The sequence below is a fragment of the Streptomyces sp. NPDC029169 genome (assembly GCF_055563935.1).
This window is the reverse complement of sequence record NZ_JBVHXA010000021.1, coordinates 125,688-152,101: the sequence shown is the minus strand read 5'-3', so window position 1 is coordinate 152,101 and position 26,414 is coordinate 125,688. Positions and strand designations below refer to the sequence as shown.

Here is a 26,414-nt window from a genome sequence, read left to right as displayed (position 1 = left end):
CGCAACGGCCTCGGGGTGCGGGTCGGGCCCATGAGCGGAACGCGCCCGCATGGGCGCCGTCCCGTGTGCCCACCCGTCCCGCCCCAGCGGGACGACTGCCCACACGGGGGGTGGGGCGGCAGCACACCTTGACAGTAGGCTGTCGACATGACAGTCTGCTGTCATAGCCACTCCGAGGAGGCCCACATGACCCGCACCGTCCACCTCGCCGTCTACAACGCCCTCGCCGACTGGGAGACAGGCCACGCCACCGCCTGGCTGGCAAGGACCGGCCACGAGATCCGTACGGTCGGACCGACCACCGACCCCGTCACGTCCATCGGCGGCCTCCGCATCACCCCCAACCTCGCCCTCGAGGACCTCCGCCCGGAGGACAGCGCGCTCCTGATCCTCCCCGGCGGCGACCTCTGGGACACGAGCGACGACCTCGCCCCGTTCGCGGCCGCAGCCCGCCGCTTCCTCGACGCGGGCGTCCCCGTCGCCGCCATCTGCGGCGCCACGGCCGGACTGGCCCGCGAGGGCCTGCTCGACGGCCGCGCGCACACCAGCGCCGTCTCGTTCTACCTGGCCGCCACCGGCTACAAGGGCGGCGAGCACTACGTCGACACGGACGCCGTCACCGACGGCGACCTGATCACCGCCGGACCGACCGAGCCGGTCGCGTTCGCCCGCGAGGTGCTCGGGAAGATGGGCGCCTTCGAGGGCGCCAAGCTGGACGCCTGGTACCGCCTCTTCCACGACTCGGACCCGGCGGCGTACGAAGAGCTCAACGCGTGAGCCGCGAAGAGCAGGACGCCCTGTCCCGTACGGCCCTCGGCGTCTTCCGCCTGAACGGCCAGTTCCTCGCCGTCTCCGAGAAACTGGCCGAGCCGGCCGGCCTGACCGCCGCCTGGTGGCAGGTCCTGGGCGCGGTCCTGCCCGAGCCGCTCCCGGTCGCCGGGATCGCCCGGGTCATGGGCATCACCCGCCAGAGCGTCCAGCGGATCGCGGACCTCCTGGTGACCAAGGGCCTCGCCGCGTACGAACCGAACCCGGCCCACCGCCGCGCCAAACTCCTCTCCCCGACCGAGGAAGGCCGCGCGGCGATCCGCCGCATCGACCCCGGCCACGCGGAACTGGCGGCCCGCCTCACGCACGAGCTGGGCGGCCTGGAGGCGTTCGAGGAGACGGTACGGGTGCTCCACCGGCTGTCGGCGGCGCTGGACGCGATCGAGGCGGAGGGCGGGGCCTGACGTCCCGTTTTCGCAGCAATCGCTGGTCTTAGAATTCCGGAGTGACCACCGAAGACTCCGCATTCGCCGCACTCGGCGCGCTGGCCGATCCCGTCCGCCGGAGGCTCTACCGGCACGTCGCCGCCACCCCGGGTGACGTAGGACGCGACGCGGCCGCGGAAGCGGTCGGGATATCCCGGTCGCTGGCCGCGTTCCACCTGGACAAACTGGTCGAGGCCGGGCTGCTGACCGTGTCGTTCCGGCGGCTGTCCGGTCGCACGGGACCGGGGGCCGGGCGGCCGGCGAAGGTGTACCGGCGCGCCGAGGGCGAGCACGCCGTGTCAGTACCGCCCCGGTCGTACGACTCGGTCGGACAGTTGCTCGCCGAGGTGGTCGAGAACGCGGGCCTGGACCGGGAGTTGCAGGCCGCGGCGAGGGCTATGGGCGCGACGGCGGCCGCGGATCCGGATGCGGCCGCCGGTGAGCTGGTGGAGGCGCTGCGCGCCCGCGGGTACCAGCCCTTCTGGGACGGGGAGACGCTGCGGCTGAGCAACTGCCCCTTCCACACGCTGGCCGAGCAGTTTCCCGCCCTGATCTGCGGGATGAACCTCGCGCTCATCGAGGGCCTGGCGTCGACGGAGCACTGGTCACCAGCCATGGACCCCTCCCCCGGCGGGTGTTGCGTGGCACTGAAGTCTAAAAATGAATCTGTTGACGATAGAAGCTAGGCGGGGCCATCCTGGGCCCATGACTGGCTTTCACCTCGCACAGGTCAACATCGGCCGCATCATCGCCCCGCTGGACAGCCCCGAGTTGGCCGGCTTCGTCTCCCAACTCCCCGAGATCAACGCCCTCGCCGACAACAGCCCCGGATTCGTCTGGCGCATGGTCGACGACGAAGGACAGGACGCGACCGGCTTCCGCCCCGACGAGCACGACGACACACTCCTCATCAACTGCTCGGTCTGGGAGTCCGTCGAGGCCCTGCGGGCCTACACGTACCAGTCCGACCACCTGCGCGTGCTCGCCCGCCGTCGCGAGTGGTTCCACCGCATGATGGAGGCCCATCAGGCCCTGTGGTGGGTCCCGGCCGGCCATCGGCCGAGCATCGCCGAAGCGATGGAACGGGTCGCGATGGTGCGCGACCAGGGACCGGGCCCGCTCGCCTTCACGTTCCGCGACCCGTACCCGGCGCCGGCCGCGACGACGACCGCACAGCCCTAGGGCGCGTCAGGGTCAGGCGGTCGCGAACGAGGCCGGCCTGGTGGTGAACGGGGGACGCCACGCTTGCGGTGGGTGAGAAAGGGGGCACCGCAGAGGCATGACGCATCCTTGCGCCGACGCCACACCGATGCGGCCCGGCTGCCGATGGACCTGGCCCTTGAACCGGCCCTGACCGCACCGTCACCGGCGGTGGATCACCGCGCCGCCCGAAACCCTGTCGTGCATGCCACGGCAGTCCTTGCTGAGATTGATCCACGAGACGTTGGCGACACACAGCACCGGGATGCCGGCCACCACGAGGTTCGTGAGGTGCCGGGCGACGGCCGAGCCGTAGCCGATGCGCTCACCGGTCTCGAAATGCACCACTTCGAGGCGCAGGGCCCGCTTGCCCGGAGTCGCGCCCCAGCGCGACACGCTCAGCGGGGAGTAGAGCAGGAAGAAGACCGCGACCCAAAGTGCGGCGGTTGTGCGCCAGATCGCACGGGCTTCACCGTCGGCGACATCGGCGGCCGTGAGAGTCCGGTCGAGGCCGACCAGCGGAACGAGAATGACCGCGACGGCAATGGCCAAGTCGATGACAGTTGCGGCGCAACGCGGCATGAGACCCGCCGGAGAGCCGGGACGGGCGCCCGAGGCGGCCTGGAACCGACCGAGGTCACGGCCGGAGAACATGGAGTCGAACACGTCGTTCCTTCCTTCACGCGTCGGGGAATCCTACATTCCGCTTGTACGGTCCACGGCAGGGTCGCCACCTGGCCACGGCGGGAATGCGATGGTCACGGCGGCCTGATCATTTCTGCGATCGGTTCTTCCTGATCAGTTCTTCTTGATCGGGCAGGGCTTGATCAGGAAAGGCTTGATCAGTCGCGCCTGGGTTGTCCCCTCCAGAGGCGAACAGCTCCACGACCGCGCTGCGCAGGAGCAGCGGGTGTACGAAGCGGTCGTGCCCGCTCGGCGGACACCTCCACGCGAGCGGCCAGGTCCTTCCCGTGAGCGCCGGGACCGGTACGTAACTCACGTGGGCGGGGCCGGCATTGAACCGGGTGACGCCACGCGGCCAGGAGCGACGGGCGGTCGTGCCGGGCGGTACGAGGAAGTAGACGCCCTGCCGCCCGTTCGCCTCGGTGACGACCGGCCCGGGATCGCCGCCCGTCAGCTCCTCCATCCAGTCGGCCAGCCGACGGCCGTCGATGCCGTCGACGCGTACGGCGTCGAATTGCACGCCTGCCTTGCGGAGTTGGAATCCGGAAACTGGAATCCAATCCATGTTTACCTGTCGATTCTCTGCATTCACAAGGACATGTTCCCGCGTCGCCGCTAGCGTTTTCCACGACTGAGGAGAGCGCGTCGGCAACCCCTTGACCTGCGCCAACGCACCTCACAGACAGTCGAATTCGGCGGGGAGCAGTTGAGACCGTTTGAGATCGGTTGAGTTCGAATGGGGATCGCGATGACGCGAGCGGAAAACAAGGAAATGGTCGGACCGGCCGCACGGATGGCGGCCGTGGTGGCGAAACGGCTGCGGGTGAAGAAAGGCCTGACGCAGGACCAGCTGGGGGTGCAGATGGGTTACACCGGCGCGGCGATCAGCGCCATGGAGCGCCTGATTCACCCCGTCAGCGACGAGATGCTCGTCAAGCTGGAGGAGGTACTGGGCGGGGGCACCGGCATCTTCGAGGAGATGCGGGAGCTCGTACGGCTGGAGAAGCTGCCGCTGCAGTTCCGCGGCTACGCGCCGATCGAGCAGAAGGCGGTGGCACTGTGGCTGTACGCGAACCACGTCGTGCATGGCCTTTTCCAGACGGAGGCGTACGCCAGGGCGCTGATCGCGGGTGGGTTCCCGGAGCCATCGCCGGAGCGGGTCGAGGAGTTGGTGGTCGCGCGCATGGCGCGCAAGGCACTCTTCGACCGCAAACCGCCGTGCGAGATCGAGTTGGTACTCGATGAGTCGGTGCTGCGACGCCCCATCGGTAGCGAGGAGATCATGTGCGAGCAACTCGCGCATCTGGCGGAGTGCGCGCGGAGGAGGAACGTGAATCTCCAGGTGCTGCCGCTGGACGCGGCTCTGGGCGGCGAGTACGCGGGCGATCGAGGCACGCTGGAGATCGCCGAAACCCCTGCCCACGACCGGGTGACGTTCCTGGAAGTCCACGGCGAGAGCCTGCTGATCACCGACCGGGCAAAGGTCAGTACGCACATGCAGCGGTATGCGAAGATCCGGGCACAGGCCCTGGACCCCCGCGAGTCACTGGGCCTCATCGAGCGGTTGGCAGGAGAACAGAGATGAGCGACACCCTGCACTGGTTCAAGTCCAGCTACAGCGACAGCGGCGGCGGTAGCTGCGTCGAAGTGGCCTTCGACAACGGCGGCGCCGACACCTCCGTCCACCTCCGCGACTCCAAGGTCAGCGACGGGCCCACGTTCGCCGTGGAGCCCGCCGCCTGGGGTGCGTTCGTCGCCTGGCAGAACTAGCGGATCTAGCAGTACAGGTTCGCGCCCGTCGGGACGCCCAGGATCTGGGCGAACTGCTGGTACTTGGTCACCCGGCTCTGGACCTGGGCCGGGTTGCCGCCGTTGCACTCGATCGCGCCGTTGATGGAGCGGATCGTCTCGCCGAAGCCCGCGCCGTTGACCATCGCGTTGTGGCCGGTCATCGTGCCGGGGCCGTTCTGGGTGTTCCAGTACCAGAGGCCGGTCTTCCAGGCGACGGCCGCCTCGCGCTCGACCCGCCAGGGGTCGTTGAGGAGGTTGATGCCCAGGGCGTCGCCGGCGGCCTTGTAGTTGAAGTTCCAGGAGAGCTGGATGGGGCCGCGGCCGTAGTAGGCGGCCTGGCCGGCGGGGCAGCCGTAGGGCTGGCTGCTGTCGCAGTAGTGGGGGTAGTTGGCGGTGTTCTGCTCCACGATGTGGACCAGGCCGCCCGTCTCGTGGCTGACGTTGGCGAGGAAGGCCGCGGCCTCCTGCTTCTTCACGGTGTCGCTGCCGGTGGTCGCGAAGGCGGGGTAGGCGCTGAGGGCCGCCGCCAGCCCGCTGTACGTGTAGAAGGAGTTCCGGCTCGGGAACATCTGGTTGAACTGGGCCTCGGAGACGACGAATCCGGACGGCGACGGCGGCGGAGTCGTACCGCCGTCACCGCCGCACGCGCCCTCGTCGCGCCAGACGTCCGTCGTGCCGGGGCGTTCGTTCTGGGTCCACCACTTGGCGTACCAGTTGTGGCCGTTGTACGAGGCGGTCATGCCGCCGGTGTAGACGCTCCCGGAGTTCCAGGCGGTCACGCAGGCGGGTGCCGCGCCGGCCGTGGCGGCGGGGAGGAACACGGCCAGTCCGACGGCCGTACAGAGTGCGGACAGGAGAATGAGCAGACGTCGCAACATGCGCTCGCCCTTCCGTGGGGGAAGGCCAGCGAAGCGCTGTTGGTCTGAACCTGTCAAGGTCTAGACCAACACTCGTGACGGTGATTGGTCTACTCCCGGCCCCGCCCCTCAGTTCTTGAGCATGCGCTCCAACAGGCTTGTCAGCAGCTCTCGTTCGAGCTTCGTCAGCCCTTCCATCAGCTCGTCCTGCACTCCGGCCAGCACCTCGTCCAGGCGCTCCAGGTGCCTGCGGCCCTGCTCGGTCAGGGTGATGACGTTGCGTCGGCGGTCTTCGGGGTCGGGGGTCCGCTCGACGTGTCCGCGTTCGGCGAGTTCGTTGATGACGGCGACGAGATCGCTGCGGTAGATCCCGGTGCGGCGGCTCAGGCCGGCCTGGCTCGTCGGGCCGCCGTCGTCGAGGGCGGCGAGCACGGCGTAGTGCCACTTGCGGGCGTCCTGCTCGGCGAGGCCCGCACTGACCAGGCGGTCCGCACGGGCGGCGGTCAGGGCCAGGAGGCGGCTGGGCAGGCCGCGGAGGCGGGCCGGGGCCGGGCTGCCCATCTCGTCCGTCTCGCCCGGCTCGCCCTCCGCGCCCGTCTCGTCCATCTCGGAGGCGTCGCCTCCATGCTCCGTCGTCATGCCCGCAGATTACCTCTTGCGTTAGTGGTCCGAACGATATAGCTTCGTTAGTGCCACAAACGTTAGCAGGACCAACGTTAGAGGAGTGAACAGACCATGCCTACGATCAATGTCCTCGATTCGACGATGTACTACGAGGAGTCGGGCGCCGACGCCCCCGCGGGCGCCGCCCCCCTCGTCTTCCTGCACGGCAACCCGACCTCCTCCCACCTGTGGCGTCACGTCCTCCCGGCCGTCGGAGGCGGGCGGCGGCTCCTCGCCCCGGACCTGATCGGGATGGGGCGCTCGGGGAAGCCGGACATCGCGTACTCGTACGCGGACCAAGCGCGGTATCTGGACGCGTGGTTCGAGGCGCTGGGGCTGGAGGAGGTCGTGCTCATCGGGACCGACTGGGGCGGGTCCCTCGCCTTCGACCGGGCCGCCCGGCATCCGGAGGGGGTGCGGGGCGTGGCCTTCATGGAGACGATCCTGCGGCCGATGACCTGGGAGGAGTATCCGGAGAAGGCACGGGACCGGTTCCGGGCGTTCAGGACGCCCGGCTTGGGAGAGGAACTGGTGCTGGAGAAGAACGTCTTCCTGGACTCCTTCTCGCAGACCGTCCTCACCGGCCTGAGCGAGACGGACCTCGACGTCTACCGGGCGCCGTACCCGACGCCCGAGTCCCGGCGGCCGTTGCTCGCGTGGCCGCGCGCGATGCCCCTGGACGGCGAGCCGGCCGAGGTCATCGCCCGCATCGAGGCGTACGACGCGTGGCTGGCCGACAGCCCGGAGGTGCCGAAGCTGTTGCTGACGTTCGACGGCTCGCCGACCTTGATGGTGGATCAGCCCATGGCGGCCTGGTGCGAGGCGCACATATCCGCGCTGGAGACGGTCTACTGCGGGCCCGCCGGCCACCAGGCCCCGGAGGACCGCCCCGAGGAGATAGCCGCGGCGATCACGACCTGGGCGGACCACCACGGCCTGGGCGTCTAGGGCGAGGACGTCAACGCGGGCGCCGCGCGCCCCGCGACCCGCACCCCGGGCCCCGCGCCCCGCGCCCCGCACCCCGCGCTCAGATCATCAGCACGACGCGGCCCGGCCGGTGGCCCGCCTCCGCCCTGCGGTGGGCCTCCGCGACCTCCTCCAGAGGCATGACGTCGGCCACCCGGGTGATCAGCTCCCGGGCAGCCACCTTCTCCAGGATCTCCTTCAGCCGGGCGGCGTCCGGCCTGCCGAAGACGGTCTCGACGCGGATGTTCCGTTCGGCCGTCGGCGTCAGGTCTGCGGCGAGGGCGACGAAGGCGCCGCCGTCCTTCACGGCCGCGAGGGCGGGGGGACCGACGAGGGCCCCGTCGAAGACACCGTCCACCCCCTCCGGGGCGAACTCCCGCAGCTTCTCGAGCACCTCCCGCAGCTCGCCGCGCGGGATGCTGTGCTCGGCGCCGAGGACCTTCAGCTCGCGTTCGTCGCCCTCGTGCGCGACCGCCACCACCCGTAGTGGCCCGGCCGCCGCGAACTGGACCGCGAACCGGCCCACGACCCCGCTGGCGCCAGTGACGAGCACCGTCGCCCCCTCCGGGAGCGCGAGCCGTTCGAGGGCCTGGTGGGCGGTGATCGCGGCCAGCGGGACGGAGGCGGCCACGGTGAAGTCCACGTCGTCCGGAATGGGTGCCAGCCACGCCGGGTCGACCTGTACGACCTCGGCGTACGTGCCCTCGCCCGTCAGCTCCTCGAACCAGGGCACAAAACCGGCCACGCGGGTCCCTTCCGCCATGCCGGGCACGGGATCGAGCAACTTGCCCGCGAAGTCCGTCCCGAGGACGAAAGGAGGCCTGAGATCGCCGACCTTGTCGGCGTACACACCCGCGCGGATCCGCAGATCGGCCTGGGTCACACCGGCGGCCCTCAGACGAACGCGTACGCGGCCGGGGACGTCACCGGCCTCGGGCTCGGGCCGGCGGGCCATCCTCAGGACCTCAGGGCCGCCGTAGGCGGTCACTTCGACGACACGCATGGGGTTCCTCTCCGACGGCCCCCCCTCGTGGCCCATTACACCCACGGTCCACACCCCCGGCAACCGATACTCCGCCAACTCATCCGAGACTGAACGAAGGGAGAACTCCTGGTGGCGAGCCGCGACCTTCCGCACCGAACCGCACACACGTCCGTACCGTCTCGTCCCGTGGACTGGCTTACCGCTGAGAACGTCATCGCCGTGGTCACCGCGCTCCTCGGTGTCCTCGTCTCCGCCGGCGTGGTCCTGATCGAGCGGTTCCTGCAGCGGGGCAGGAGGCTCGGATACCGCGTGCAGCTGAACACGCCCCTGCGCGAGGGGGACGCGACCGTCGGCGACCTGACCCTGCGGGACGGCGACATCGGCGACGCCAACGGCTCCACTCTCGTCCTGATCCGGATCGAGAACGACGGCGCCCGCGACATCGGCCAGGCGGACTACGAGCAGTCCGACGTGTTCGAGGGGCTGAAGGTCACGTTCGACGGCAAGACCGTCCAGGCCGTCGTCGCCACCGTCCCCCCGGAATTCCCCCGGGTCAGACGCCACCTGGCAGCGCCCCCGGGGCTGCGCAAGGAGGGCGACGCTGTCCTGATGCCCAAGGTGTCCCTCGCGCGCAGGCAGTACTTCAAGCTGCTCGTGCTGCTCTCGGACCGGGTGGCCGAGGACGAGATCGAGTTCGACAGGACGCTCAAGGACACCGAGATCCACCGCAACCACAGCCGGAGCGTCGACGAGAAGACACCGACCTTCAGCCCCGCCGCGCGGAACATCGCCCTCGTCCTCGCCGCCTGTGTGGTCACCCTCGCCGCCATGATCGTCGGCAGGGAGACCCCGCCGCCCATCGGCTGTGCCCGGGGCACCCTCACGGTCACCGGCTCCACCGCCTTCGCCCCGGCGGTGCGGGAGCTGGCGAGGAAGTACGAGAACGACTGCGAGGGGTCCACCGTCGTGGTGGACGCGCACGGTTCGACGGCGGGGATACGGGAACTGGCCGCGGCCGGCGCCGCGAGCGGCAAGGGCTCCCCGCCCGTCGTCGCGCTCTCCGACGGCCGCAAGCCCGGCGGCTTTCCGCAGCTGCGCGAGAGCATGGTCGCCGTCTCCCTCTTCACCCTCGTCCTCAACGACGAGATACCGGTCCAGAACCTCACCCTCGACCAGGTCCGCGGCATCTACAACGGGGAGATCACCAACTGGAACCAGATCGAGGGCGGCCCCGACAAGCGGGTGCTCCTGGTCAGCCGGGACGCCAACTCCGGTACGCGCGAGGTCTTCCAGCGCCGGGTCCTCGGCCGCAACGAGCCCGCGAACTCCTCACGGGACTGCGAGCACCAGGACGACCTGGGGGCCCGGGTGGTCCGCTGCGAACTGGACAGCACGGACCAGGTGTTGTCGACCGTGGCCAAGCTGCCTGGGGCCATCGGCTACGCCGAACTCCGCGCCGCGAGCGGGCTGAAGGGCCTGCACCGGGTGGCCATCGATGGCCGGGTGCCGAACGTGGACGAGATAGGCGAGTCGACGTACCCGTACCGGGAGATCGAGTACGCCTACACCTGGGGCGAGCCGCCGGCCGACTCGCTGACCTCGAGTTTTCTCACCTACCTGAGCCGGGGCAGCGGCCAGGACGTCATCCGCACCCACGGGCACCTGCCGTGCGCGACACCCAAGGGTCTGCGGATCTGCGGCGAAGGATGAGGACACCCCCGCCGGGCGGTCTGGCATCCTCTTTCGACGTGGAACCATTGAACGCGGAAGACCCGGTCAGCATCGGCCCGTTCCGCCTGCTCGGACGCCTTGGCGCCGGTGGGATGGGCCGGGTGTTCCTGGCCCGTTCGGCAGGCGGCCGCACGGTCGCGGTGAAGGTCGTGCACGCGGAGCTGGCCGCGCAGGACGAGTTCCGGCGCCGGTTCGCCCGTGAGGTCGCCGCGCTTGAGCGGGTCGGCGGCACGGGCACGGCCCCGGTCCTCGGCTCCGACACGGCAGCCGAGTCCCCCTGGGTGGCCGTCGGCTACGTCCCGGGGCCGTCGCTGCGGGCCGTGGTGGGCGACGAGTTCGGGCCGCTGCCGCCCGCGACCGTACGGGCGCTCGCGGCCGGGCTCGCCCGCGCGCTCACCCATGTGCACGCCGCCGGACTCGTCCACCGCGACCTGAAGCCGTCCAACGTGCTGCTCACCGTCGACGGCCCGCAGATCATCGACTTCGGCATCGCCCGCGCCGTCGAGACGATCACCGACGGCGGACTCACCAGCACGGGCGCGGTGGTCGGTTCCCCGGGCTTCATGTCCCCCGAGCAGGTGCGCGGCGAGAAGCTGACCGCGGCCTCGGACGTCTTCTGCCTCGGCTCGGTCCTCGTCTACGCGGCGACCGGCCGCTCCCCGTTCGGTACGGCGGACAGCGGCGTCCACGCCACGATGTTCCGCATCGCCCACGACGAGCCCGACCTGACGGACCTCCCGGCCGAACTGGCCGGTCTGGTCCGGGCCTGCCTGAGCAAGGACCCGGCCGCGCGGCCCTCGGCCACCGAGCTGGTGGAGACGATCACGGTCGCCGACCCGTGGCTGCCCGCGGAGGTGCTGGCCCGCCTCGGGCGCCACGCGGCCCAGCTCCTGGAGGCCGAGGCGGAGTCCCGGACCACGGGCACGGCCTCCTCCTCTCCGGACGACCCCACACCCGTACCGGCTCCGAGGCCGCCACGCCGACGTCGTACGGCCTTGGTCGCCGCGGCCACCGCGCTCGTCCTCGCGGCGGCCGCCACCGTCGCGTACACGTTGTGGCCGGACCCGGACACGGACACAGGCGCCGACGGCCAGAAGAACCGTCCCCGCGGCAGCACAAGCAGCGTGGCCGCCCGCCCCGCCGGGATCGTGCCGGCAACCTTCCTCGGCGCCTGGGAAGGCGTCCTGCAAGGAGCCCCGGACCACCCGCGCGAGACCATGCGGATCGAGCTCACCCAGGGCGAGGCAGGCGCCAAGGCCGCCGTCTACGTCCAGGTGAGCGAGAATCGGCTGTGCATGGGCCGCTCCCGGCTCGTCTCGGCCGACGAGGACAAGGTGGTGCTCGGCGAGTCCGACGTGACCACCAGCGTGCCCGCCCAGCGCTGCACCCCCGCCGCGCACCAAAGGCTCGCTCTGCGCTCCCCCGACGTCCTGGAATGGACCTCGGGCGCCGCGAAGGCCACCTTCCGCAAGGCCCCCACCGGCACGGCCGTCGTCCCGAAGGCCTTCGTCGGCACCTGGAGGACCAAGGCCAACCGACTGGTCTACGGCGAGAACGCCGAGCGCTACACCGACGAGGTGACCATCAGCCAGGGCCCCATCGGCGCCCCGCTCTTCCGGTACCACAGCGGTTACCCCCGCCAGGACGACGAGGGCAACCTCACCGGTGACGCGGTCAGCTGCACCTCCACGGCGCTCCTCGCCGGCAGCGGCACCCCGCTGGTCATCGGCCCGACCACCCCCGACCCCCAGGCCTCGGACCGCGACTGCGTACCGGGCGGGGTCGCCGGCTACCTGCTGATCGACCGCTCCGAGGGCAAGGAACGCCTGCTCATGTTCCCCATGCTCGACGGCGAGCCCGGCGAGTTCTACCGCATCTAGGCGCCGAGGAGTCGGAGGGCGGCCTCGCAAGCCGAAGGCCCGCGCCCCGGGGTACGGGGTGCGGGCCCTTGGCGCGCGCAGCGCGGCCGTAACGGCTACAGGAACGAGTTGATCTCGATCGTCTCGGTCCGGCCCGGGCCGACGCCGATCGCGGAGATCGGGGCGCCCGACATCTCCTCCAGGGCCTTCACGTACGCCTGCGCGTTCTTCGGCAGGTCCGCGAAGGTCTTGGCCTTGGTGATGTCCTCGGACCAGCCCGGCAGCATCTCGTAGACCGGCTTCGCGTGGTGGAAGTCCGTCTGCGAGTACGGCAGCTCCTCGACGCGCCTGCCGTCGATCTCGTACGCGACACAGACCGGGATCTGCTCCCAGCCCGTCAGCACGTCGAGCTTGGTGAGGAAGAAGTCGGTAAGGCCGTTGACGCGGGTCGCGTAGCGGGCGATGACCGCGTCGAACCAGCCGCAGCGGCGGTCACGGCCGGTGGTGACACCGCGCTCGTGGCCGATGCGGCGCAGCGCCTCGCCGTCCTCGTCGAAGAGCTCCGTCGGGAACGGGCCGGCGCCGACGCGGGTCGTGTACGCCTTGAGGATGCCGATGACCCGGCTGATCTTCGTCGGGCCCACGCCGGCACCCGTGCAGGCGCCGCCCGCGGTCGGGTTCGAGGAGGTGACGAAGGGGTACGTGCCGTGGTCGACGTCCAGGAGCGTGCCCTGGCCGCCCTCGAAGAGCACGACCTTGTCGTCGTCGAGCGCCTGGTTCAGGATCAGGGTCGTGTCGGCGACGTACGGCTTGATCTGCTCCGCGTACTGGAGCATCTCTTCGACGATCTGGGCGGCGTCGATCGCGCGGCGGTTGTAGAGCTTGGCGAGCAGCTGGTTCTTGCCCTCCAGCGCCGCTTCCACCTTCTGGGTGAGGATCGACTCGTCGTACAGGTCCTGGACCCGGATGCCGACGCGGTTGATCTTGTCGGCGTAGGTCGGGCCGATGCCGCGACCCGTCGTGCCGATCTTGCGCTTCCCGAGGAACCGTTCCGTCACCTTGTCGAGGGTGACGTTGTACGGGGTGATCAGATGCGCGTTGCCGCTGATCAGGAGCTTGGACGTGTCGACGCCTCGCTCGTTCAGTCCGCTCAGCTCGGAGAGCAGGACAGCCGGGTCGACGACGACACCGTTCCCGATCACCGGGGTGCACCCCGGGGAGAGGATTCCGGAAGGGAGAAGATGCAGCGCGTACTTCTGGTCGCCGACGACGACGGTGTGGCCGGCGTTGTTGCCGCCCTGGTAACGCACTACATAGTCAACTGATCCACCGAGGAGATCGGTGGCCTTTCCCTTGCCCTCGTCACCCCACTGAGCACCGAGCAGCACAAGTGCGGGCACAGGCGTACACCCCTTCCGGGTGGGGCATGTCCAAGGTCAGGGGCCGAGGCCGCCTCACCGGTGTGCCCCGGAATAGACGAAGCCCCTGGCGCAATAGCGCAAGGGGCTCTTGCACAAAGATGCTACCCGAGGAAGGACCGAGGTGTCGGCTCACGACCAGCTGCTGGTGGTCATCGACCCGGTCGCCCGCCGAAGTGACGGCGAGTCCGTACGGATCGCGAAGGATGTGTTGTGTGCGGGGGCAGAGGCGAAGATCTGCCTGCCGGACGGCCCGGAGGAATTCTCCCGGGCCCTTGCCCGGCGGGGCTCCCGGCGCCCCGTGGTGGTCGGAGACGACCGCGCGCTGCTACGGACGGTGACGCTGCTGCACCGGGAGCGTGAGCTCGCGGACGGGGCGCTGTCGCTCGTACCGATCGGGGAACCCGGCTCCCTGGATGTGGCGCACGCGCTCGGCGTGCCGCGGAGTGCGGTGGCGGCGGCGCGGGCGGTGCTCGACGGGGTGGTGCACCGGCTGGACCTGCTCGTCGACGACAGCGACGGGGTCGTGCTCGGTGACCTGAGCATCCCTGCGGTGCGCGTCCCGACGGTGACCCCGCCGACCGTCTGGGACACCTGCCGGTCCCTGGTCCGCACCCTGGTCCGCCCGGCCCCGGCCCAGGCCGCGACCCGCGTCCACCGCCTGCGGGTGGAGGCGGACGGCGTCCTGCTCAGCGACGTGAACGCCCCGGTGGAGGGCGTGAGCGTACGGTCCCTGGCGGGCCTGGCCGCGATCACGATCCACCCCCCGTCCGCACCCCCCTTCCACACCGACGCCCGCACCCTGACGGTCTCGGGCCCGGACTTCCGCTACCGCGCGGACTCGGTGGTCTCGGGCCCGGTCCGGCGGCGGACGTGGACGGTACGGGAGGGGGCCTGGGGGCTGACGCTGCCGCGTGAGGCGGTCTAGGGCCGCCGTGACCGGTCGAGGTCGCCGTGACGGCGTACACGCCCCCGCGCGGGACCCGTGCGGGGGCCCGGACGGGGGCCGGCGGCGTGAAGGTCAGAGCTCTACCAGCAGCTCGTGGACGCCTCTGATCACGTAGCCCGGCTTCCAGCTCGGCTCGGCCGAGAGGCGGAGGGTCGGGGCGCGGTGGAGGAGTTCGGCGAAGAGGGTGGTCAGTTCCAGGCGGGCCAGCGGGGCGCCCAGGCAGTAGTGGATGCCCGCGCCGAAGGTGATGTGGGGGTTCTCCGCGCGGGAGAGGTCCAGGACGTCCGGGTCCGTGAAGCGCGCCGGGTCGCGGTTGGCCGAGCCGAAGAGGAGGGCGACCTCCGAGCCGCGCGGGATCACGACGCCGCCGACCTCGATGTCGTCGAGGACCCAGCGCTCGAACATCTGCAGCGGCGTGTCGTACCGCAGCAGTTCCTCCACAGCTGTGGACAACATTCCGTCCGGGTCCGCACGGAGCGCCGCCAGCGCCTCCGGGTGCCGCAGCAGCGTCCACCAGCCGTTCACCGTCGTGTTGACCGTCGCCTCATGGCCCGCGTTCAGCAGCAGCACGCACGTGGAGATCATCTCCTGCTCGGTCAGCTCCTCCACGCCCACCAGCGCCGAGATCAGGTCCTCCCCCGGATCCTTCCGCCGCCGCCCGATCAGCTCCCGCAGGTACGCCGAGAAGTCCACCGACGCCCGCACCGCCCGCCGCGCCGTCTCCTCCGAGGGGTTCAGCTCGAACATCCCGCAGATGTCGGCCGACCACGGCCGCAGCATCCCCCGCTCCTCGTCCGTCTCCGGAATCCCCAGCATCTCCGCGATCACGGCGACCGGCAGAGGCTCGACGACCTCGGTGAGCAGGTCCCCTCCGCCCCGCTCGACCAGGCCACCCACCAGCTCCGCCGCCAGCCGCCGCACCGCCGGCGCCAGGTTCTCCACCGTGCGCGGCGTGAACGCCTTCGACACCAGCCGCCGGATCCGCGTGTGGTCGCCCGCCTCCAGGTCGAGCAGCCCGTGGTCGTTGAGGGTGTGGAAGGGCTCGTGCGCCGCGGGCGGAGCCGTACGCCCGAACTCCTCGTGCGTGAAGCGGTGCGTGTACGTGCGGCCCAGGCGCCGGTCCCGCAGCAGCGCCGACACGTCCGCGTAGTGCGGGATCAGCCATTGGCGGGTGGGGCCGTACCAGTGCGCCCGGCCCGTCGCGCGCAGTTCGGCGTAGGCGGGGTACGGGTCCGCGACGAAGGAGGGGGACCAGGGCTCGAAGGGAACGTCCATGACCGGACGCTACCCGCCTCCTCCCCGACCGGCCTACCCTCAGCGCTTCGCGACCGCGCCTCGCGACCGCACCTCGCCGCCGCGCCTACCCGCCGCGCCTCGCCACCGCGCCTCGTCCACCGCGCATACCCGCCGCGCCTACCCGCCGACCTGCACCAGCCTCGCCTCGTACGCGAACACCGCCGCCTGCGTCCGGTCCCGCAGGCCCAGCTTCACCAGGATCCGGCTCACGTGCGTCTTGATCGTCGACTCGGCCACCACCAGATGCTCGGCGATCTCCGCGTTCGACAGGCCCTGCGCGATCAGCACCAGGACCTCGGTCTCCCGCTCGGTCAGCTCCCCCACCTGTGACAACGCGGGCGCCCTCGGAGTCTCCGCCGCCTTCGCGAACTCGGTGATCAGCCGCTTCGTCACCGTCGGCGCGAGCAGCGCCTCGCCGGCCGCCACCACCCGGACCCCGTCGGCCAGCTGGCGCGCCGATGCGTCCTTCAGCAGGAAGCCCGAGGCCCCGGCGCGCAGCGCCTGGTACACGTACTCGTCCAGGTCGAAGGTCGTCAGGACCAGGACCTTCGCGTCCGCGTCCGCCGCGACGATCTCCCTCGTCGCCTCGATGCCGTTCAGCTCCGGCATCCGGATGTCCATCAGGACCACGTCCGGCCGCAGGGCCGCCACCTGGGCGATCGCCTCGCGTCCGTTGACGGCCTCGCCGACGACCTCGATGTCCGGCATCGCGCCGAGCAGCACCGAGAAGCCCTCGCGGACCATCATCTGGTCGTCGACGATCAGTACCCGGATCACTGGTCCGCCTCCTCGCGGCTCACGGGGATGAAGGCCGTCACCTCGTATCCGCCGTCCTCCGTCGCCTCGGCCGTCATCTCGCCGTTCAGCATCGTCACCCGCTCGCGCATCCCGGTGATCCCGTGCCCCGCCCCCGGGGAGGGTTTGACCAGGCCCCGCGCCGGACCGTTGACGATCCGCAGGCCCAGACCGCCCAGGACGTACGACACCTCCACCTTCGCGCCCGCGCCCGGCGCGTGCCGCAGCACGTTGCTCAGCGCCTCCTGGATGATCCGGTACGCCGACAGCTCCACGCCCTGCGGCAGCTCCCGCACCGCGCCGGTCACCGTCTTCTCGACGTCGAGCCCGGCCTCGCGGACGTTCGCGACCAGCCCCTCCAGATCGGCGAGCGTGGGCTGCGGGGCGTCGGGGGCCTCGTAGTCCTCCTCCCGTACGACTCCGAGGACGCGCCGCAGCTCGGTCAGCGCGGCGACCGCGTTCTCGCGGATGGTGACGAAGGCCTGCTCCAGCTCCGGCGGCGGGTTCTCGACCCGGTAGGGGGCGGCCTCCGCCTGGATGGCGACCACCGACATGTGGTGGGCGACCACGTCGTGCAGCTCGCGGGCGATGGTCGTGCGCTCCTCCAGCAACGTCCGCTTGGAGCGTTCCACCGCTGTCACCGTCTGCTGGGCGGTGACGGTCTTCTCGGCCTCGCGGCGGACCTGCAGGACGGTCACGACGAGCAGCGCGAGCGCGGAGGGGAAGAGGACCGCGAGGGCCTCGTCCCCGTCGCCCCGGCCGAGGAGACCGGTGGCGAGGAAGGCGTACACGGCGGAGACCACCCACATCCAGGCGGCGGTACGGGGCCGGGTCCTGGCGGCCACCACCGTCATGACCACCACGTGGGCCATGCCCGCGGTCGGGCCCCACGGCCAGCCGTCCCCGTACGAGCCGAGGGCGGTGACGAAGGGGGTCAGGGCCAGCGACGTCCAGAACGCGAGGACCGGGCGGACCAGGGTCAGCAGCACGGCCACGGCGGGCATCCCCGCGAACGCGAGGACGAACAGGCCGTTGCCGGACGCGATGTCCATCCCCACCGCAAACAGGAAGAACGCGAACGCCCCCACGATCGCGTGCGGGGTCCAGCGGGCCTTGTCGCGTATCCGCTCCGGCAGCCGCCGGGTCACCGGGCCGTCACCCGTCATCGGGGGCAGCGGCCGGTACGCGAAGGCGTTGTGGAAGAGGTCCTGGCGCAGCCCGCCGAGCGCGCCCTGGGCCAGGCGGAACTCGGGGCTGCGGCTCGTTTCACGGGTGTCTGTCACGCCAGCCACGGTACGGGGGGCCACGGACGCGGTCGTCCCCTTGGATGGGGATCCTTCCGCGTCCGTCCCAAGTACTACGTGGCCGTCACCACGCCAGCTGGGCGATCTCCTCCGCGACCACCGCGCAGGCGTCCGCCGCCGGGTCGATCAGCGGGAAGTGGCCGACGTCCTGGAGGAGCGTGAAGCCGACCGTCTCGCCCGCCTTCGCCGCCGCCTCCACATAGGCGTCGGCGACGGCCTGCGGGACGACGACGTCGTCCCGGCCCTGGACGATCGTGGTGGCGATCCCGGTCGGGAGCAGCAGAGCCGGGTCGGCATGCCGGGCCCGTACGTCGAACTCGCCGTCCCCACCCAGGAATTGGGTCACCGCGTCGCCGCACACCCCGAGCTCCACGGCCCGGTCGAAGTGCGCGATGGGGGCCAGCGCCACCACTCCGCGCAGCGCGGGCGGCGAGGCCAGCCGCCAGCGCGCGGGCGCGTCGGGGGCGAGGACGTGCCGTGCGGCGGCCCACAGGGCCAGGTGGCCGCCCGCGGAGTGGCCGGTCAGCACGATCCGGCGGGGATCGGCCTGCGGCAGATGCTCGGCCGCGAGGCGCGGTACGGCGTCGAGCGCGGCGGCCACGTCGTCGAAGGTCTCGGGCCAGCGGCCGGCAACCGGTCCCGTCCCGCCCTGCCGGGGGAGGGCGCTGCCCCGCCGGTACTCGACGTTGGCGACGGCGAAACCACGGCGGGCCAGAAAGTCCACGAAAGGAGTCAGATGCTGCCGGTCGTACGGCGCCCGCCAGGCACCGCCGTGCAGCGCGACGACCAGCGGCGCACGCTGCCGGCCGTCGCGCGGCGCGTAGAAGTCGACGACCTGGTCGGGGTGTTCGCCGTACGCGGCGGACGTGTCCGGGGCGACGGCCGGGTGCGAGAACGCCGACGCTTCTTCGGCGGCGTCGCGCGCGGCGGGGTCCGGCATGCTGTTCCAACCTCTCGGGGACGGGGCCGAATTGGCCTGACCTGCGGGGACGGTACCAGGACTGACGCCCCCACAGATCAAGCGATCATCGGACCTACCCCAGCCCTACGAACCCGAAGCGTCGGCCGGGACCTCCGCCAGGACCTCCGCGAGGACCCGGGCCGCACGCTCCGCGTCCGCGAAGCCGACGTACAGCGGCGTGAAGCCGAACCGCAGCACGTCCGGGCGGCGCAGATCGCCCACCACCCCGCGCCGGATCAGCTCCGCCATGACGGCGGGCGCCTCGGCGCACCGGAGCGCGACCTGGCTGCCGCGCTCCCCGTGCGCCTCCGGCGTCAGCGACTCCACGCGGCCGGTCGGCGTGTACTCCCGTACGCACTCCAGGAAGAAGTCCGTCAGGGCGAGGGACTTGGCCCGGACGTCCTCGACGGCGACGCCGTCCCAGACGTCGAGCGCCGACTCCAGCGCCAGCATGGACAGGATGTCGGGCGTACCGACCCGGCCCCGCAGCGCGCCGTCCGCCGCCGCGTACCCGGGGGTCATCCCGAACGGGTCCGCGTGCGAGTTCCAGCCCGGCAGCGGCGAGTCGAAGGCGGCCTGGTGGCGCTCGGCGACGTACAGGTACGCGGGCGAACCGGGGCCGCCGTTGAGGTACTTGTACGTGCAGCCGACGGCCAGGTCGACCCCGTGCTCGTCCAGGCCGACCGGCAGGGCGCCCGCGCTGTGGCACAGGTCCCAGACCGCGAGCGCGCCCGCCGCGTGCAGCGCGGCCGTGATCCCGGGCAGGTCGTGGAGGCGGCCGGTACGGAAGTCGACGTGGTTGACCAGTGCGGCGGCCGTGCGAGGCCCGGCTGCGTCCGCCATCTCGGCGGGCGCGAGCGGCACGATCCGGCGGCCGGTCATCCGGGCCGCCGACTCCGCGATGTACCCGTCCGTGGGAAACGTCGTGGCGTCGACGAGGATCTCGTCCCGGTCGTCCGTGCTCAGCCGGGTGGCCGCGACGACCGCCTTGAAGACGTTCACGCTGGTCGAGTCGCCGACCACGAGCTGCCCGGGGGCGGCGCCGACGAGCGGGGCGATCCGGTCGCCGATCCGCTCGGGCGCGGTCCACCAGCCGCTCTCGTCCCAGGAGCGGATGCGCAGCCGGCCCCACTCGCGGGTGATGACGTCGGCCATCCGGTCGGGCACGTGCGCCGGCAGCGCGCCGAGCGAGTTCCCGTCCAGGTAGACCGTGTCGTCGTCGAGGGCGAACTTCTCGCGCAGCTTGGCCAGCGGGTCCTCGGCATCGAGCCGCAGCGCGTTCTCGCGCAGTACGTCAGACATGGCTGCGCGCCGTCCACAGCTCGGGGAACACGTTCTTCTGCGCCCGCTTCTCCAGCCACGCGACGCCCGCCGAGCCGCCGGTCCCGGTCTTGGAGCCCATGGCCCGCCGGGTGGCGACGAGGTGGTCGTTGCGCCAGCGCCAGATCAGCTCGGCGACGTCGCTGAGCGCCTCGCCGAGGCGGACGAGTTCGCCGTTCTGGTCGGGGTCGGCGTAGATCCCGGCCCAGATCTCCTCGATCTCGGGCGACGGCTCGTACTTCTTCGCCAGATCGCGGCCGAGCACGGCCTCGGGTACGGGCAGCCCGCGCCGGGCGAGCAGCCTGAGGACCTCGTCGTACAGGCTCGGCTCCTGGAGCGCCTTCTCCAGCTCGGCGTGGACCCGGGGCGCCCCGCGGTGCGGCACCAGCATCGACGCGGACTTCTCGCCGAGCAGGAACTCCATCCGCCGGTACATCGCCGACTGGAAGCCGGAGCCCTCGCCGAGGGCCGCGCGGTAGGAGTTGAACTGCGCGGGGGTGAGCTGGGCCAGCGGTCGCCAGGAGTGGTTCAGCGCCTCCAGCTCGCGCACGGAGCGCTTGAGCGCGTCCATCGCGACGGGTATCCGGTCCTCGCGCAGCGCGCGGCTCGCGGTCTCCCACTCGTGGACGATGACGGTGAACCACAGCTCCATGACCTGGGTGGTGACCAGGAAGACCATCTCGCCGGGGTCGTCCGAGCGGAGGTGCTGGAGGTGGGTGAGAACGTCCGCCTGTACGTAGTCCTCGTACGGCGTCGTGCCCGCGAAGTCGAGGTTCGGGTCTTCGACCGAACCGGCTCCGGAGGCATCGGGGAAGGTGGACATTGCTGTCTCCTCGATACGCAACTACCGGGTAGCGGTCCGCTCCTTCCGTGAGAGAAAGTGGAGCCCCGGTCCCCTCGGGCCCGCCCGCTTCGTCGCGCGCGGTCCCATGCGCATCATGGCACGATCGGACCCTCGATGTAGCTGCCGTCTTCGTCATACGGATACGCGTTCGAACGGCAGCCCTTGAGCCCCTTGATCTGCTGCATCATCACGGGCGCGAGCTTCCCGGCGCCCGGGCAGGTCATGTGCGTCCGGATGCCGATCTCGTGCCCGACCTCGTGGTTGATGATCAGGTGCCGGTACTCGGCGGGGGTGCCGGAGAACGTCGGGGAGCCGAGCATCCAGCGCTTGAGGTTCACGACGACGCCCTGCGAGGTCTCGCAGTTGAGCTCGCCGCGGGTGTTGAGCCCCTGGGCGAGGCAGAGCTTGTCGGCGGTGGCCGGCGTCGCGATCCGGATGACGAAGTCGGCGTTCTCGGAGACCAGCTGGAAGCGGCCACGGCCGTGCGCCGCCCAGCCGCGCGGGTGGGCCAGGATCTGCTGGATCTCGGCGGCGACCTGGCGGGCGGAGAGGTCGACGCCGTCCTCGACCTGGACGCGGTAGCGGCGCAGGGAACCACCGGTGCCGACGGCGTCGCCGGAGGACTGGGCGGTGGTGAAGGTACCGGCGCCGGAGGCCGGCACGGTCGTCTTCCTGGGCGTCGGCGTCGATTTCGGCAGGGGCGTGGTCTGCTTCGGCTTCGGCGTAGGAGTCGTGGCCGGCGGAGGGGGCGGCGTGGTCGTCCGGTCGGTGGTGGGGGCCGCGGTGGCCTCGCCGCCGGAGTCCTGGGCGCTGTTGTAGTGCGCGAGGGCGGCGCCGCCGAGGAGGGAGAGCGTGATCAGCGCGAGGGTGGGCAGGACGAGGCGTCCTATCGGGCTCCGCCCGGAGCGGCCCCGGCCCCGGCCCCGTCGGCCGCTCTGGCTTCGTCTCCGTCCCGCGGGTGCGGCGGCGCGCTTGCCCAAGACAGACTTCTCCCTGCGTCGGCCGGGTGGGGGGAAGAGGGTGAGGGCCTCTGCGCCGGCGGATCTCGGTACAACGGTCCGAAGGATCGTACCGGCCCCTTCGAACACCATCGAACAGCCCTCGGCGGGGCCCATGGGGGCGGTGCCTTCAGGAGGCTCCGCGCCCCGCGGGCCGGGGTACGTCCGTGAACGTCAGCCGAGCGTCTCCGCCGCCGTCTCCGACGAGTCCCGCAGGAACGTCGAGCAGCGCTCGTACTCGTCCTTCTCGCCGATCTCCCCGGCAGCGCGCGCCAGCGCGTGCAGGGCCCGCAGGAAGCCGCGGTTCGGCTCGTGCTCCCACGGCACCGGGCCGTGGCCCTTCCAGCCGCTGCGCCGCAGCGCGTCCAGGCCGCGGTGGTAGCCGGTACGGGCGTACGCGTACGACTCGATGACGCGACCGGCCTCGTACGCCTCGTCGGCGAGCTGGGCCCAGGCCAGCGAGGACGTCGGGTACTTCGCGGCGACGTCCGCCGGCGCCGTGCCTGCCGCGAGCAGCTCGCGCGGCTCAGGGTCGTCGGGCAGGTGGGTGGGGGCGGGTCCCCCCAGCAGGTTCTCGTGGATGGCCATGGGGCCAGTCTGCCTCACGCCTGTGACAGCCTCCGGCTCCCTCGGGCCCGGGGCCCACTGGCCCGCCCGCGGCCTCCCGACCGCCTGGGATGCCGGGCCGCCCGGACGCCCGGACGCAGAGCACCCGAGACACAGACACCCCGGCCGCTCGGGCCCCCCGGCCGACTTCGGCCCGCTCAGGCTCCCGGCCCACCGGCCCGCCCGGCACCCGGCCTCACGCCCCGGCCGACTTCGGCACGCTCAGGCGCCCGGCCCACCGGCCCGCCCGGCCCCCGGCCTCACGCCCCCGGCGGGCCCCCTGCCGCTTCCCCCGGGCCGCCCGACCGCTCGCCGGGCGCCGACGGCTCGCCGGATCCCGACCGCTCACCGGATCCCGACCGTTCACCCCGCCCCGACCGCTCACCGGACCCCGACCATTCCCCCGGCTCCGACCGTTCGCCCGGGTCCAACGGCGGTGACGCCACCGCGCAGTAGTAGCGGCACTCCGGGTGACAGGTCAGCAGGGCAGGGCGGCGCACCGTCGCCCAGGCCAGGGCCGCCCCCGCCACCATCAGTCCCGCGCACATCGGCATCGCCCGGCGGAAGGTCTCGCCGAACTCCTCCGCCGAGCGGTACGCCTCGGGTCCCATGCCCGCCAGCGCGGGCAGCGCCGCGACCGCGAGCAGACCGGCCGCGCGGGCCGCCGCGTTGTTGATCCCGCTCGCCAGGCCGGATCGCGCCACGTCCACCGAGGCCAGGACGGTCGCCGTCAGCGGGGCCACCAGGACGGTCAGACCGAGACCGAGCACCACCATCGCCGGCAGCACGTCCCCTGCGTACGAGGCGTCCTCGCCCACCCGCAGCATCAGGACCATCCCCCCGGCGCACAGCAGCGGCCCCACAGTCAGCGGGATCCGCGGCCCGATCTTCTCGCCCAGCTCGCCCGCCTGCGCCGAGAGCAGCAGCATCAGCACGGTGGTCGGCAGCAGCGCCGCCCCCGCCGCGAGCGCCGAGTAGCCGGACACCACCTGGAGCTGGAGCGCGGCCAGGAAGAAGAAGCCGCCGATCGCCGCGTACAGGCACAGCGTCACCAGATTGACCGTGGTGAACAGCCGGGACGCGAAGACCGACGGCGGCACCATCGCGGTCTCGCCCCGCCGCCGCTCCACGAGGACGAACACCGCCCCGACCGCGAGCCCGAGGGCCCCCGGCCACCACGTCTCGGCGATCAGCGCGTACGTGACGAGGCCGAGCCCGGCCGCCCCCAGGAAGGCGCCGAGCACGTCGAAACGGCCGTGCGCGGACTCGTCGCGCGACTCGGGCACATGCCGCAGCGCGACCGGCACGCACAGCGCGGCCAGCGGCACGTTCAGCAGGAACACCCAGCGCCAGCCGGGCCCGTCCACCAGCCACCCCCCGACGAACGGCCCGATCGCCGCGCCGACCCCGCCGAACCCGGACCACAGCCCGACGGCCTTCGCCCGGTCGTCCGGGTGGAAGCTCGCCTGGATCAGCGCGAGCGACCCGGGGGTGAGCAGCGCGCCTCCGACGCCCTGGAGGGCGCGGGCGGCGATCAGCACCCCGGCGTTCGGCGCGAGCCCGCACAGCAGCGACGCGATCGCGAACCACACGACCCCGACGACGAAGACCTTCCGCCGCCCGTACCGGTCACCGAGCGCCCCGCCGAGCAGGATCAGACCGGCGAGCGTGAGCATGTAGGCGTTGACGGTCCACTGGAGCGCGGCCATGTCGGCGCCGAGGTCCTCGCCGATGTGCGGCAGGGCGATGTTGACGACGGTGGAGTCCAGCAGTGCCATCCCGGACGCGAGGACGGTGGTGAAGACGATCCACCGCCCCGTCCCGGAGCTCAGCCGGATGTCCATGCCTGCATGGTCCCGCGAACGGCGGAGCCCCGCCCGCCGGAACGGCGAACGGGGCTCGTCGGGTCGCTCGGGAGCGCCTCAGCGGGTGAAGTTGAAGTACTGCCACGAGCCGTAGGCCGTGGTGTTCACGTAGTCGCCGGCAGAGCCGTCGATGTAGGCGGCGCGGACCCGGAACCGGTAGCCGGCCGCCCCGTCGCCGTCCACCGTCACGTACGCCATGCCATTGGCGTTCAGCTGGAAGTACTCCGAGCCGACGTTCTGCCACGCGCCGGCGTACCAGATCTGGAGATCGAGCCGGGTCTTGCGGCCCGGGTAGGCGTTGTGCCACGCGCTGATCAGCGGGTCGGTCGTCTGGTGGTAGGTCCGGTACCCGGTGGTGCCGATCTTCGTCCACGTGTAGTGCCGGGACATCGAGGTCGCCACCCCCGCCCGCGTGTACACGGTGGACCAGGCGACGGCCGAGGCGGAGCGCGCGTCACCGGCGAACCACGCGCCCACACGGGTGTCACGGGTCATCTTCAGCTGGACCGCCAGCTTGCCCTCCGAGTTGACCGTGCCGCGCCGGAGCAGCCGCTTGGGCTCCGAGCCGTACGGGTCGGCATAGATCTCCACCACGCGGTTCTTGTACGTCGGGCCGAGCGTGGCCGTGTACCAGACGGGGGTGTTGAAGTCGACGGTGAGCCCGTGGCGGTCCAGCGTCAGCGCGGTCTTGTTCCGCGAGACCTCGACCCGGGCCTGCGCGGAAGCACCGTTGTGCGTGGCGTCACCGGCGTACGCGACCTTGTAGGTCACGCCGCCGCCCGCGGTCGGCGTGTCCGTGAACGAGAAGGCCCCGTTCGCCCCGAGCGCCTTGGTCCCGAGCGCCTTGCCCTGCGGGGCCTCGACGTCGTACCGAGTGACGGTGAGCGGCGTGCCGGCCGGGAAGGGCAGGGACGCCGTGACCGTACCGGTGACGGTGAGCGCCTTGAGCAGGGGCGCGGTCGCGGGAACCTTGACCGTGATGGCCGGCGCGGACATGGTCGGCGTGTCCAGGACGTGCAGGCGGGCGCTCGCCCCATAGGCGGTGGTGACCGCGAAGAGCCGGCTGCCGCCCGGCTCCCAGGCCAGGCCGCCGTTGGCGAGGTCGTCCCCGCCGCTGGAGGTGCCGGTGCCGGGGAAGTCGTACTGCCGCACGGAGGTGGTCTCGCCGGGCCGGTAGACGAAGACGTCCTTGCCGTACGACGAGTCGGAGCCCGCGGCGACGGTGCCGTCGGGTGCGACGGCCACGGCTGCGCCGTGGTAGTCGCTGGCGTAGCCGCCGACCTCGGCGAGGTCCGCGGTCTGCCACACGACGTGCTGGTTCCCGGCGCCGGCCGTGATGAGACGGCTGCCGTCCGAGGTGTACGCGAGATCGTTGATCACGCTGCGATTGCTCACGCTGTCGGCGGTCCGCGCGGTGCGGCTCGCCGCGCCCGCGGTCACGTCGTACACGCCCACCTTGAACCGGTGGTAGTAGGACGACGCGGCGGCGATGCTGTTCGGGTTCGTCGGCGAGGCGGCGAGCCTCGGGGCGCCCGAGTAGTTCGTCTCGGCGTCCTGCGCCAGGGTCACCACGGGCTCGGCGCCGGAGACGTCCAGCGAGCCGATGTCGCCGTGGTCGCCGTTGCCGTAGCCGAACCAGATCTTGCCGCCCGCGAGGGCGAGGTGCTGCGGGTCGGTGCCCTCGCCGATCGCGTACCGGGCGGTCTCGGTGACCGTCTGCGTCTCCAGGGAGACGACGGCGTCGTCACCCGGAACCGCGGCATACAGGCTTCCCGCGTCCCCGGAGAGCGCCAGGCCGGTGACGCCCGGCAGGCCGGTGGCCGTGGCCAGGACCGTACCGGCGTAGTCGGTCGCGACGACCTTCCCGAGGTACGGGTCGCTGATGAAGATCTTCTGGTGGACGCCGTCCACCACCATGTCGCCCACGGACGACACCGGCAGGACCTTGCTGCTGTCGGCAGCAGCCGTACCCGCCGTACCCGCGACCAGTGCCGCGGAGCTGAAGAGGACCGCGAGCGACGTCGCGGCCGAGAGAGTGCGCTTGCGCACGATGATGTGACCCCCCAATG

Annotated in this window: 25 protein-coding genes and 1 pseudogene; 10 read left to right on the top strand and 16 right to left on the bottom strand. The window is 71.7% G+C overall.

Annotation, left to right across the window (positions count from 1 at the left end):
• Positions 1–186 precede the first annotated feature (186 nt).
• The 4 genes from ACZ4VI_RS31295 to ACZ4VI_RS31280 are packed head-to-tail and all read left to right on the top strand — an operon-like array spanning position 187 to position 2,435.
• Positions 187–777, top strand: a complete 591-nt coding sequence (locus ACZ4VI_RS31295) for a DJ-1/PfpI family protein (protein WP_468004720.1) — start codon at positions 187–189, stop codon at positions 775–777.
• A complete protein-coding gene (locus ACZ4VI_RS31290; RefSeq protein ID WP_468004718.1) occupies positions 774–1,232 on the top strand; it encodes a MarR family winged helix-turn-helix transcriptional regulator in 459 nt (152 codons plus the stop codon). Before ACZ4VI_RS31295 ends, ACZ4VI_RS31290 begins: the two co-directional genes overlap by 4 nt.
• 41 nt (positions 1,233–1,273) lie before the next feature.
• Positions 1,274–1,939, top strand: coding sequence for a helix-turn-helix transcriptional regulator (locus ACZ4VI_RS31285; protein WP_468004716.1), 666 nt, complete (start codon positions 1,274–1,276; stop codon positions 1,937–1,939).
• Between the two features lie 19 nt (positions 1,940–1,958).
• Positions 1,959–2,435: a DUF3291 domain-containing protein gene (locus tag ACZ4VI_RS31280; RefSeq protein WP_468004715.1), complete on the top strand. Its 477-nt coding sequence runs from the start codon at positions 1,959–1,961 to the stop codon at positions 2,433–2,435.
• A 180-nt stretch (positions 2,436–2,615) separates the two neighbouring features.
• Here ACZ4VI_RS31280 and ACZ4VI_RS31275 read toward each other — a convergent pair whose 3' ends face one another.
• Both ACZ4VI_RS31275 and ACZ4VI_RS31270 read right to left on the bottom strand, forming a co-directional pair.
• A complete protein-coding gene (locus ACZ4VI_RS31275) occupies positions 2,616–3,119 on the bottom strand; it encodes an RDD family protein (RefSeq protein ID WP_468004713.1) in 504 nt (167 codons plus the stop codon).
• A 205-nt stretch (positions 3,120–3,324) separates the two neighbouring features.
• Positions 3,325–3,729 (bottom strand): annotated as a pseudogene (locus ACZ4VI_RS31270) (hypothetical protein); the annotation flags it as partial.
• Between the two features lie 144 nt (positions 3,730–3,873).
• Here ACZ4VI_RS31270 and ACZ4VI_RS31265 point away from each other — a divergent pair.
• Both ACZ4VI_RS31265 and ACZ4VI_RS31260 read left to right on the top strand, forming a co-directional pair.
• On the top strand, positions 3,874–4,722 hold the full coding sequence (locus ACZ4VI_RS31265; protein ID WP_468004711.1) for a helix-turn-helix domain-containing protein: 849 nt from the start codon (positions 3,874–3,876) through the stop codon (positions 4,720–4,722).
• A complete protein-coding gene (locus tag ACZ4VI_RS31260; protein ID WP_468004709.1) occupies positions 4,719–4,907 on the top strand; it encodes a DUF397 domain-containing protein in 189 nt (62 codons plus the stop codon). Before ACZ4VI_RS31265 ends, ACZ4VI_RS31260 begins: the two co-directional genes overlap by 4 nt.
• Positions 4,908–4,912: 5 nt before the next feature.
• Here the strand turns inward: ACZ4VI_RS31260 and ACZ4VI_RS31255 are convergent, their stop codons facing one another.
• Positions 4,913–5,806, bottom strand: coding sequence for a glycoside hydrolase family 19 protein (locus tag ACZ4VI_RS31255; RefSeq protein ID WP_468004707.1), 894 nt, complete (start codon positions 5,804–5,806; stop codon positions 4,913–4,915).
• Between the two features lie 108 nt (positions 5,807–5,914).
• Positions 5,915–6,424: a MarR family winged helix-turn-helix transcriptional regulator gene (locus ACZ4VI_RS31250; RefSeq protein WP_468004705.1), complete on the bottom strand. Its 510-nt coding sequence runs from the start codon at positions 6,422–6,424 to the stop codon at positions 5,915–5,917.
• Between the two features lie 96 nt (positions 6,425–6,520).
• Here ACZ4VI_RS31250 and ACZ4VI_RS31245 point away from each other — a divergent pair, with 96 nt between their 5' ends.
• Complete coding sequence (locus ACZ4VI_RS31245; protein WP_468004703.1) at positions 6,521–7,396, top strand: haloalkane dehalogenase; 876 nt, start codon at positions 6,521–6,523, stop codon at positions 7,394–7,396.
• 79 nt (positions 7,397–7,475) lie between these two features.
• On the opposite strand, the gene ACZ4VI_RS31240 is transcribed toward ACZ4VI_RS31245, so the two are convergent.
• On the bottom strand, positions 7,476–8,417 hold the full coding sequence (locus tag ACZ4VI_RS31240; protein ID WP_468004701.1) for an NADP-dependent oxidoreductase: 942 nt from the start codon (positions 8,415–8,417) through the stop codon (positions 7,476–7,478).
• Positions 8,418–8,585: 168 nt separating this feature from the next.
• Here ACZ4VI_RS31240 and ACZ4VI_RS31235 point away from each other — a divergent pair, with 168 nt between their 5' ends.
• Entirely contained in the window at positions 8,586–10,109 is a 1,524-nt protein-coding gene (locus ACZ4VI_RS31235; RefSeq protein WP_468004699.1) for a substrate-binding domain-containing protein, read from the top strand.
• Between the two features lie 38 nt (positions 10,110–10,147).
• Positions 10,148–12,010, top strand: coding sequence for a serine/threonine-protein kinase (locus ACZ4VI_RS31230; RefSeq protein WP_468004697.1), 1,863 nt, complete (start codon positions 10,148–10,150; stop codon positions 12,008–12,010).
• Between the two features lie 95 nt (positions 12,011–12,105).
• On the opposite strand, the gene ACZ4VI_RS31225 is transcribed toward ACZ4VI_RS31230, so the two are convergent.
• Positions 12,106–13,389, bottom strand: a complete 1,284-nt coding sequence (locus ACZ4VI_RS31225; RefSeq protein ID WP_468004695.1) for an adenylosuccinate synthase — start codon at positions 13,387–13,389, stop codon at positions 12,106–12,108.
• Positions 13,390–13,531: 142 nt separating this feature from the next.
• On the opposite strand from ACZ4VI_RS31225, the gene ACZ4VI_RS31220 reads away from it, so the two are divergent.
• Complete coding sequence (locus ACZ4VI_RS31220) at positions 13,532–14,335, top strand: diacylglycerol kinase (RefSeq protein WP_468004694.1); 804 nt, start codon at positions 13,532–13,534, stop codon at positions 14,333–14,335.
• A gap of 93 nt (positions 14,336–14,428) precedes the next feature.
• Here ACZ4VI_RS31220 and ACZ4VI_RS31215 read toward each other — a convergent pair whose 3' ends face one another.
• The 10 genes from ACZ4VI_RS31215 to ACZ4VI_RS31170 form a co-directional block, all read right to left on the bottom strand.
• Positions 14,429–15,631 (bottom strand): cytochrome P450, encoded by a 1,203-nt coding sequence (locus ACZ4VI_RS31215; protein ID WP_468004693.1) that lies wholly within the window; start codon positions 15,629–15,631, stop codon positions 14,429–14,431.
• Between the two features lie 138 nt (positions 15,632–15,769).
• The gene (locus ACZ4VI_RS31210) at positions 15,770–16,429 is read right to left on the bottom strand and encodes a response regulator (protein ID WP_468004691.1); all 660 of its coding nucleotides are present in this window, start codon (positions 16,427–16,429) and stop codon (positions 15,770–15,772) included.
• Positions 16,426–17,739 carry a sensor histidine kinase gene (locus tag ACZ4VI_RS31205; protein WP_468004689.1) on the bottom strand — a complete coding sequence of 438 codons (1,314 nt, stop codon included), beginning with the start codon at positions 17,737–17,739 and terminating at the stop codon, positions 16,426–16,428. Before ACZ4VI_RS31205 ends, ACZ4VI_RS31210 begins: the two co-directional genes overlap by 4 nt.
• 76 nt (positions 17,740–17,815) lie before the next feature.
• A complete protein-coding gene (locus ACZ4VI_RS31200) occupies positions 17,816–18,691 on the bottom strand; it encodes an alpha/beta hydrolase (RefSeq protein WP_468004687.1) in 876 nt (291 codons plus the stop codon).
• Between the two features lie 105 nt (positions 18,692–18,796).
• Positions 18,797–20,014, bottom strand: a complete 1,218-nt coding sequence (kynU, locus tag ACZ4VI_RS31195; RefSeq protein ID WP_468004685.1) for a kynureninase — start codon at positions 20,012–20,014, stop codon at positions 18,797–18,799.
• Positions 20,007–20,855, bottom strand: a complete 849-nt coding sequence (locus ACZ4VI_RS31190; RefSeq protein ID WP_468004683.1) for a tryptophan 2,3-dioxygenase family protein — start codon at positions 20,853–20,855, stop codon at positions 20,007–20,009. Before ACZ4VI_RS31190 ends, kynU begins: the two co-directional genes overlap by 8 nt.
• Before the next feature lie 113 nt (positions 20,856–20,968).
• The gene (locus tag ACZ4VI_RS31185) at positions 20,969–21,856 is read right to left on the bottom strand and encodes a DUF3152 domain-containing protein (RefSeq protein WP_468004681.1); all 888 of its coding nucleotides are present in this window, start codon (positions 21,854–21,856) and stop codon (positions 20,969–20,971) included.
• A gap of 192 nt (positions 21,857–22,048) precedes the next feature.
• On the bottom strand, positions 22,049–22,462 hold the full coding sequence (locus tag ACZ4VI_RS31180) for a DUF3151 domain-containing protein (RefSeq protein WP_468004679.1): 414 nt from the start codon (positions 22,460–22,462) through the stop codon (positions 22,049–22,051).
• 278 nt (positions 22,463–22,740) lie between these two features.
• Positions 22,741–24,324, bottom strand: a complete 1,584-nt coding sequence (locus ACZ4VI_RS31175; RefSeq protein WP_468004676.1) for an MFS transporter — start codon at positions 24,322–24,324, stop codon at positions 22,741–22,743.
• Between the two features lie 78 nt (positions 24,325–24,402).
• Complete coding sequence (locus ACZ4VI_RS31170) at positions 24,403–26,394, bottom strand: Ig-like domain repeat protein (RefSeq protein WP_468004674.1); 1,992 nt, start codon at positions 26,392–26,394, stop codon at positions 24,403–24,405.
• Between the last annotated feature and the right edge of the window lie 20 nt (positions 26,395–26,414).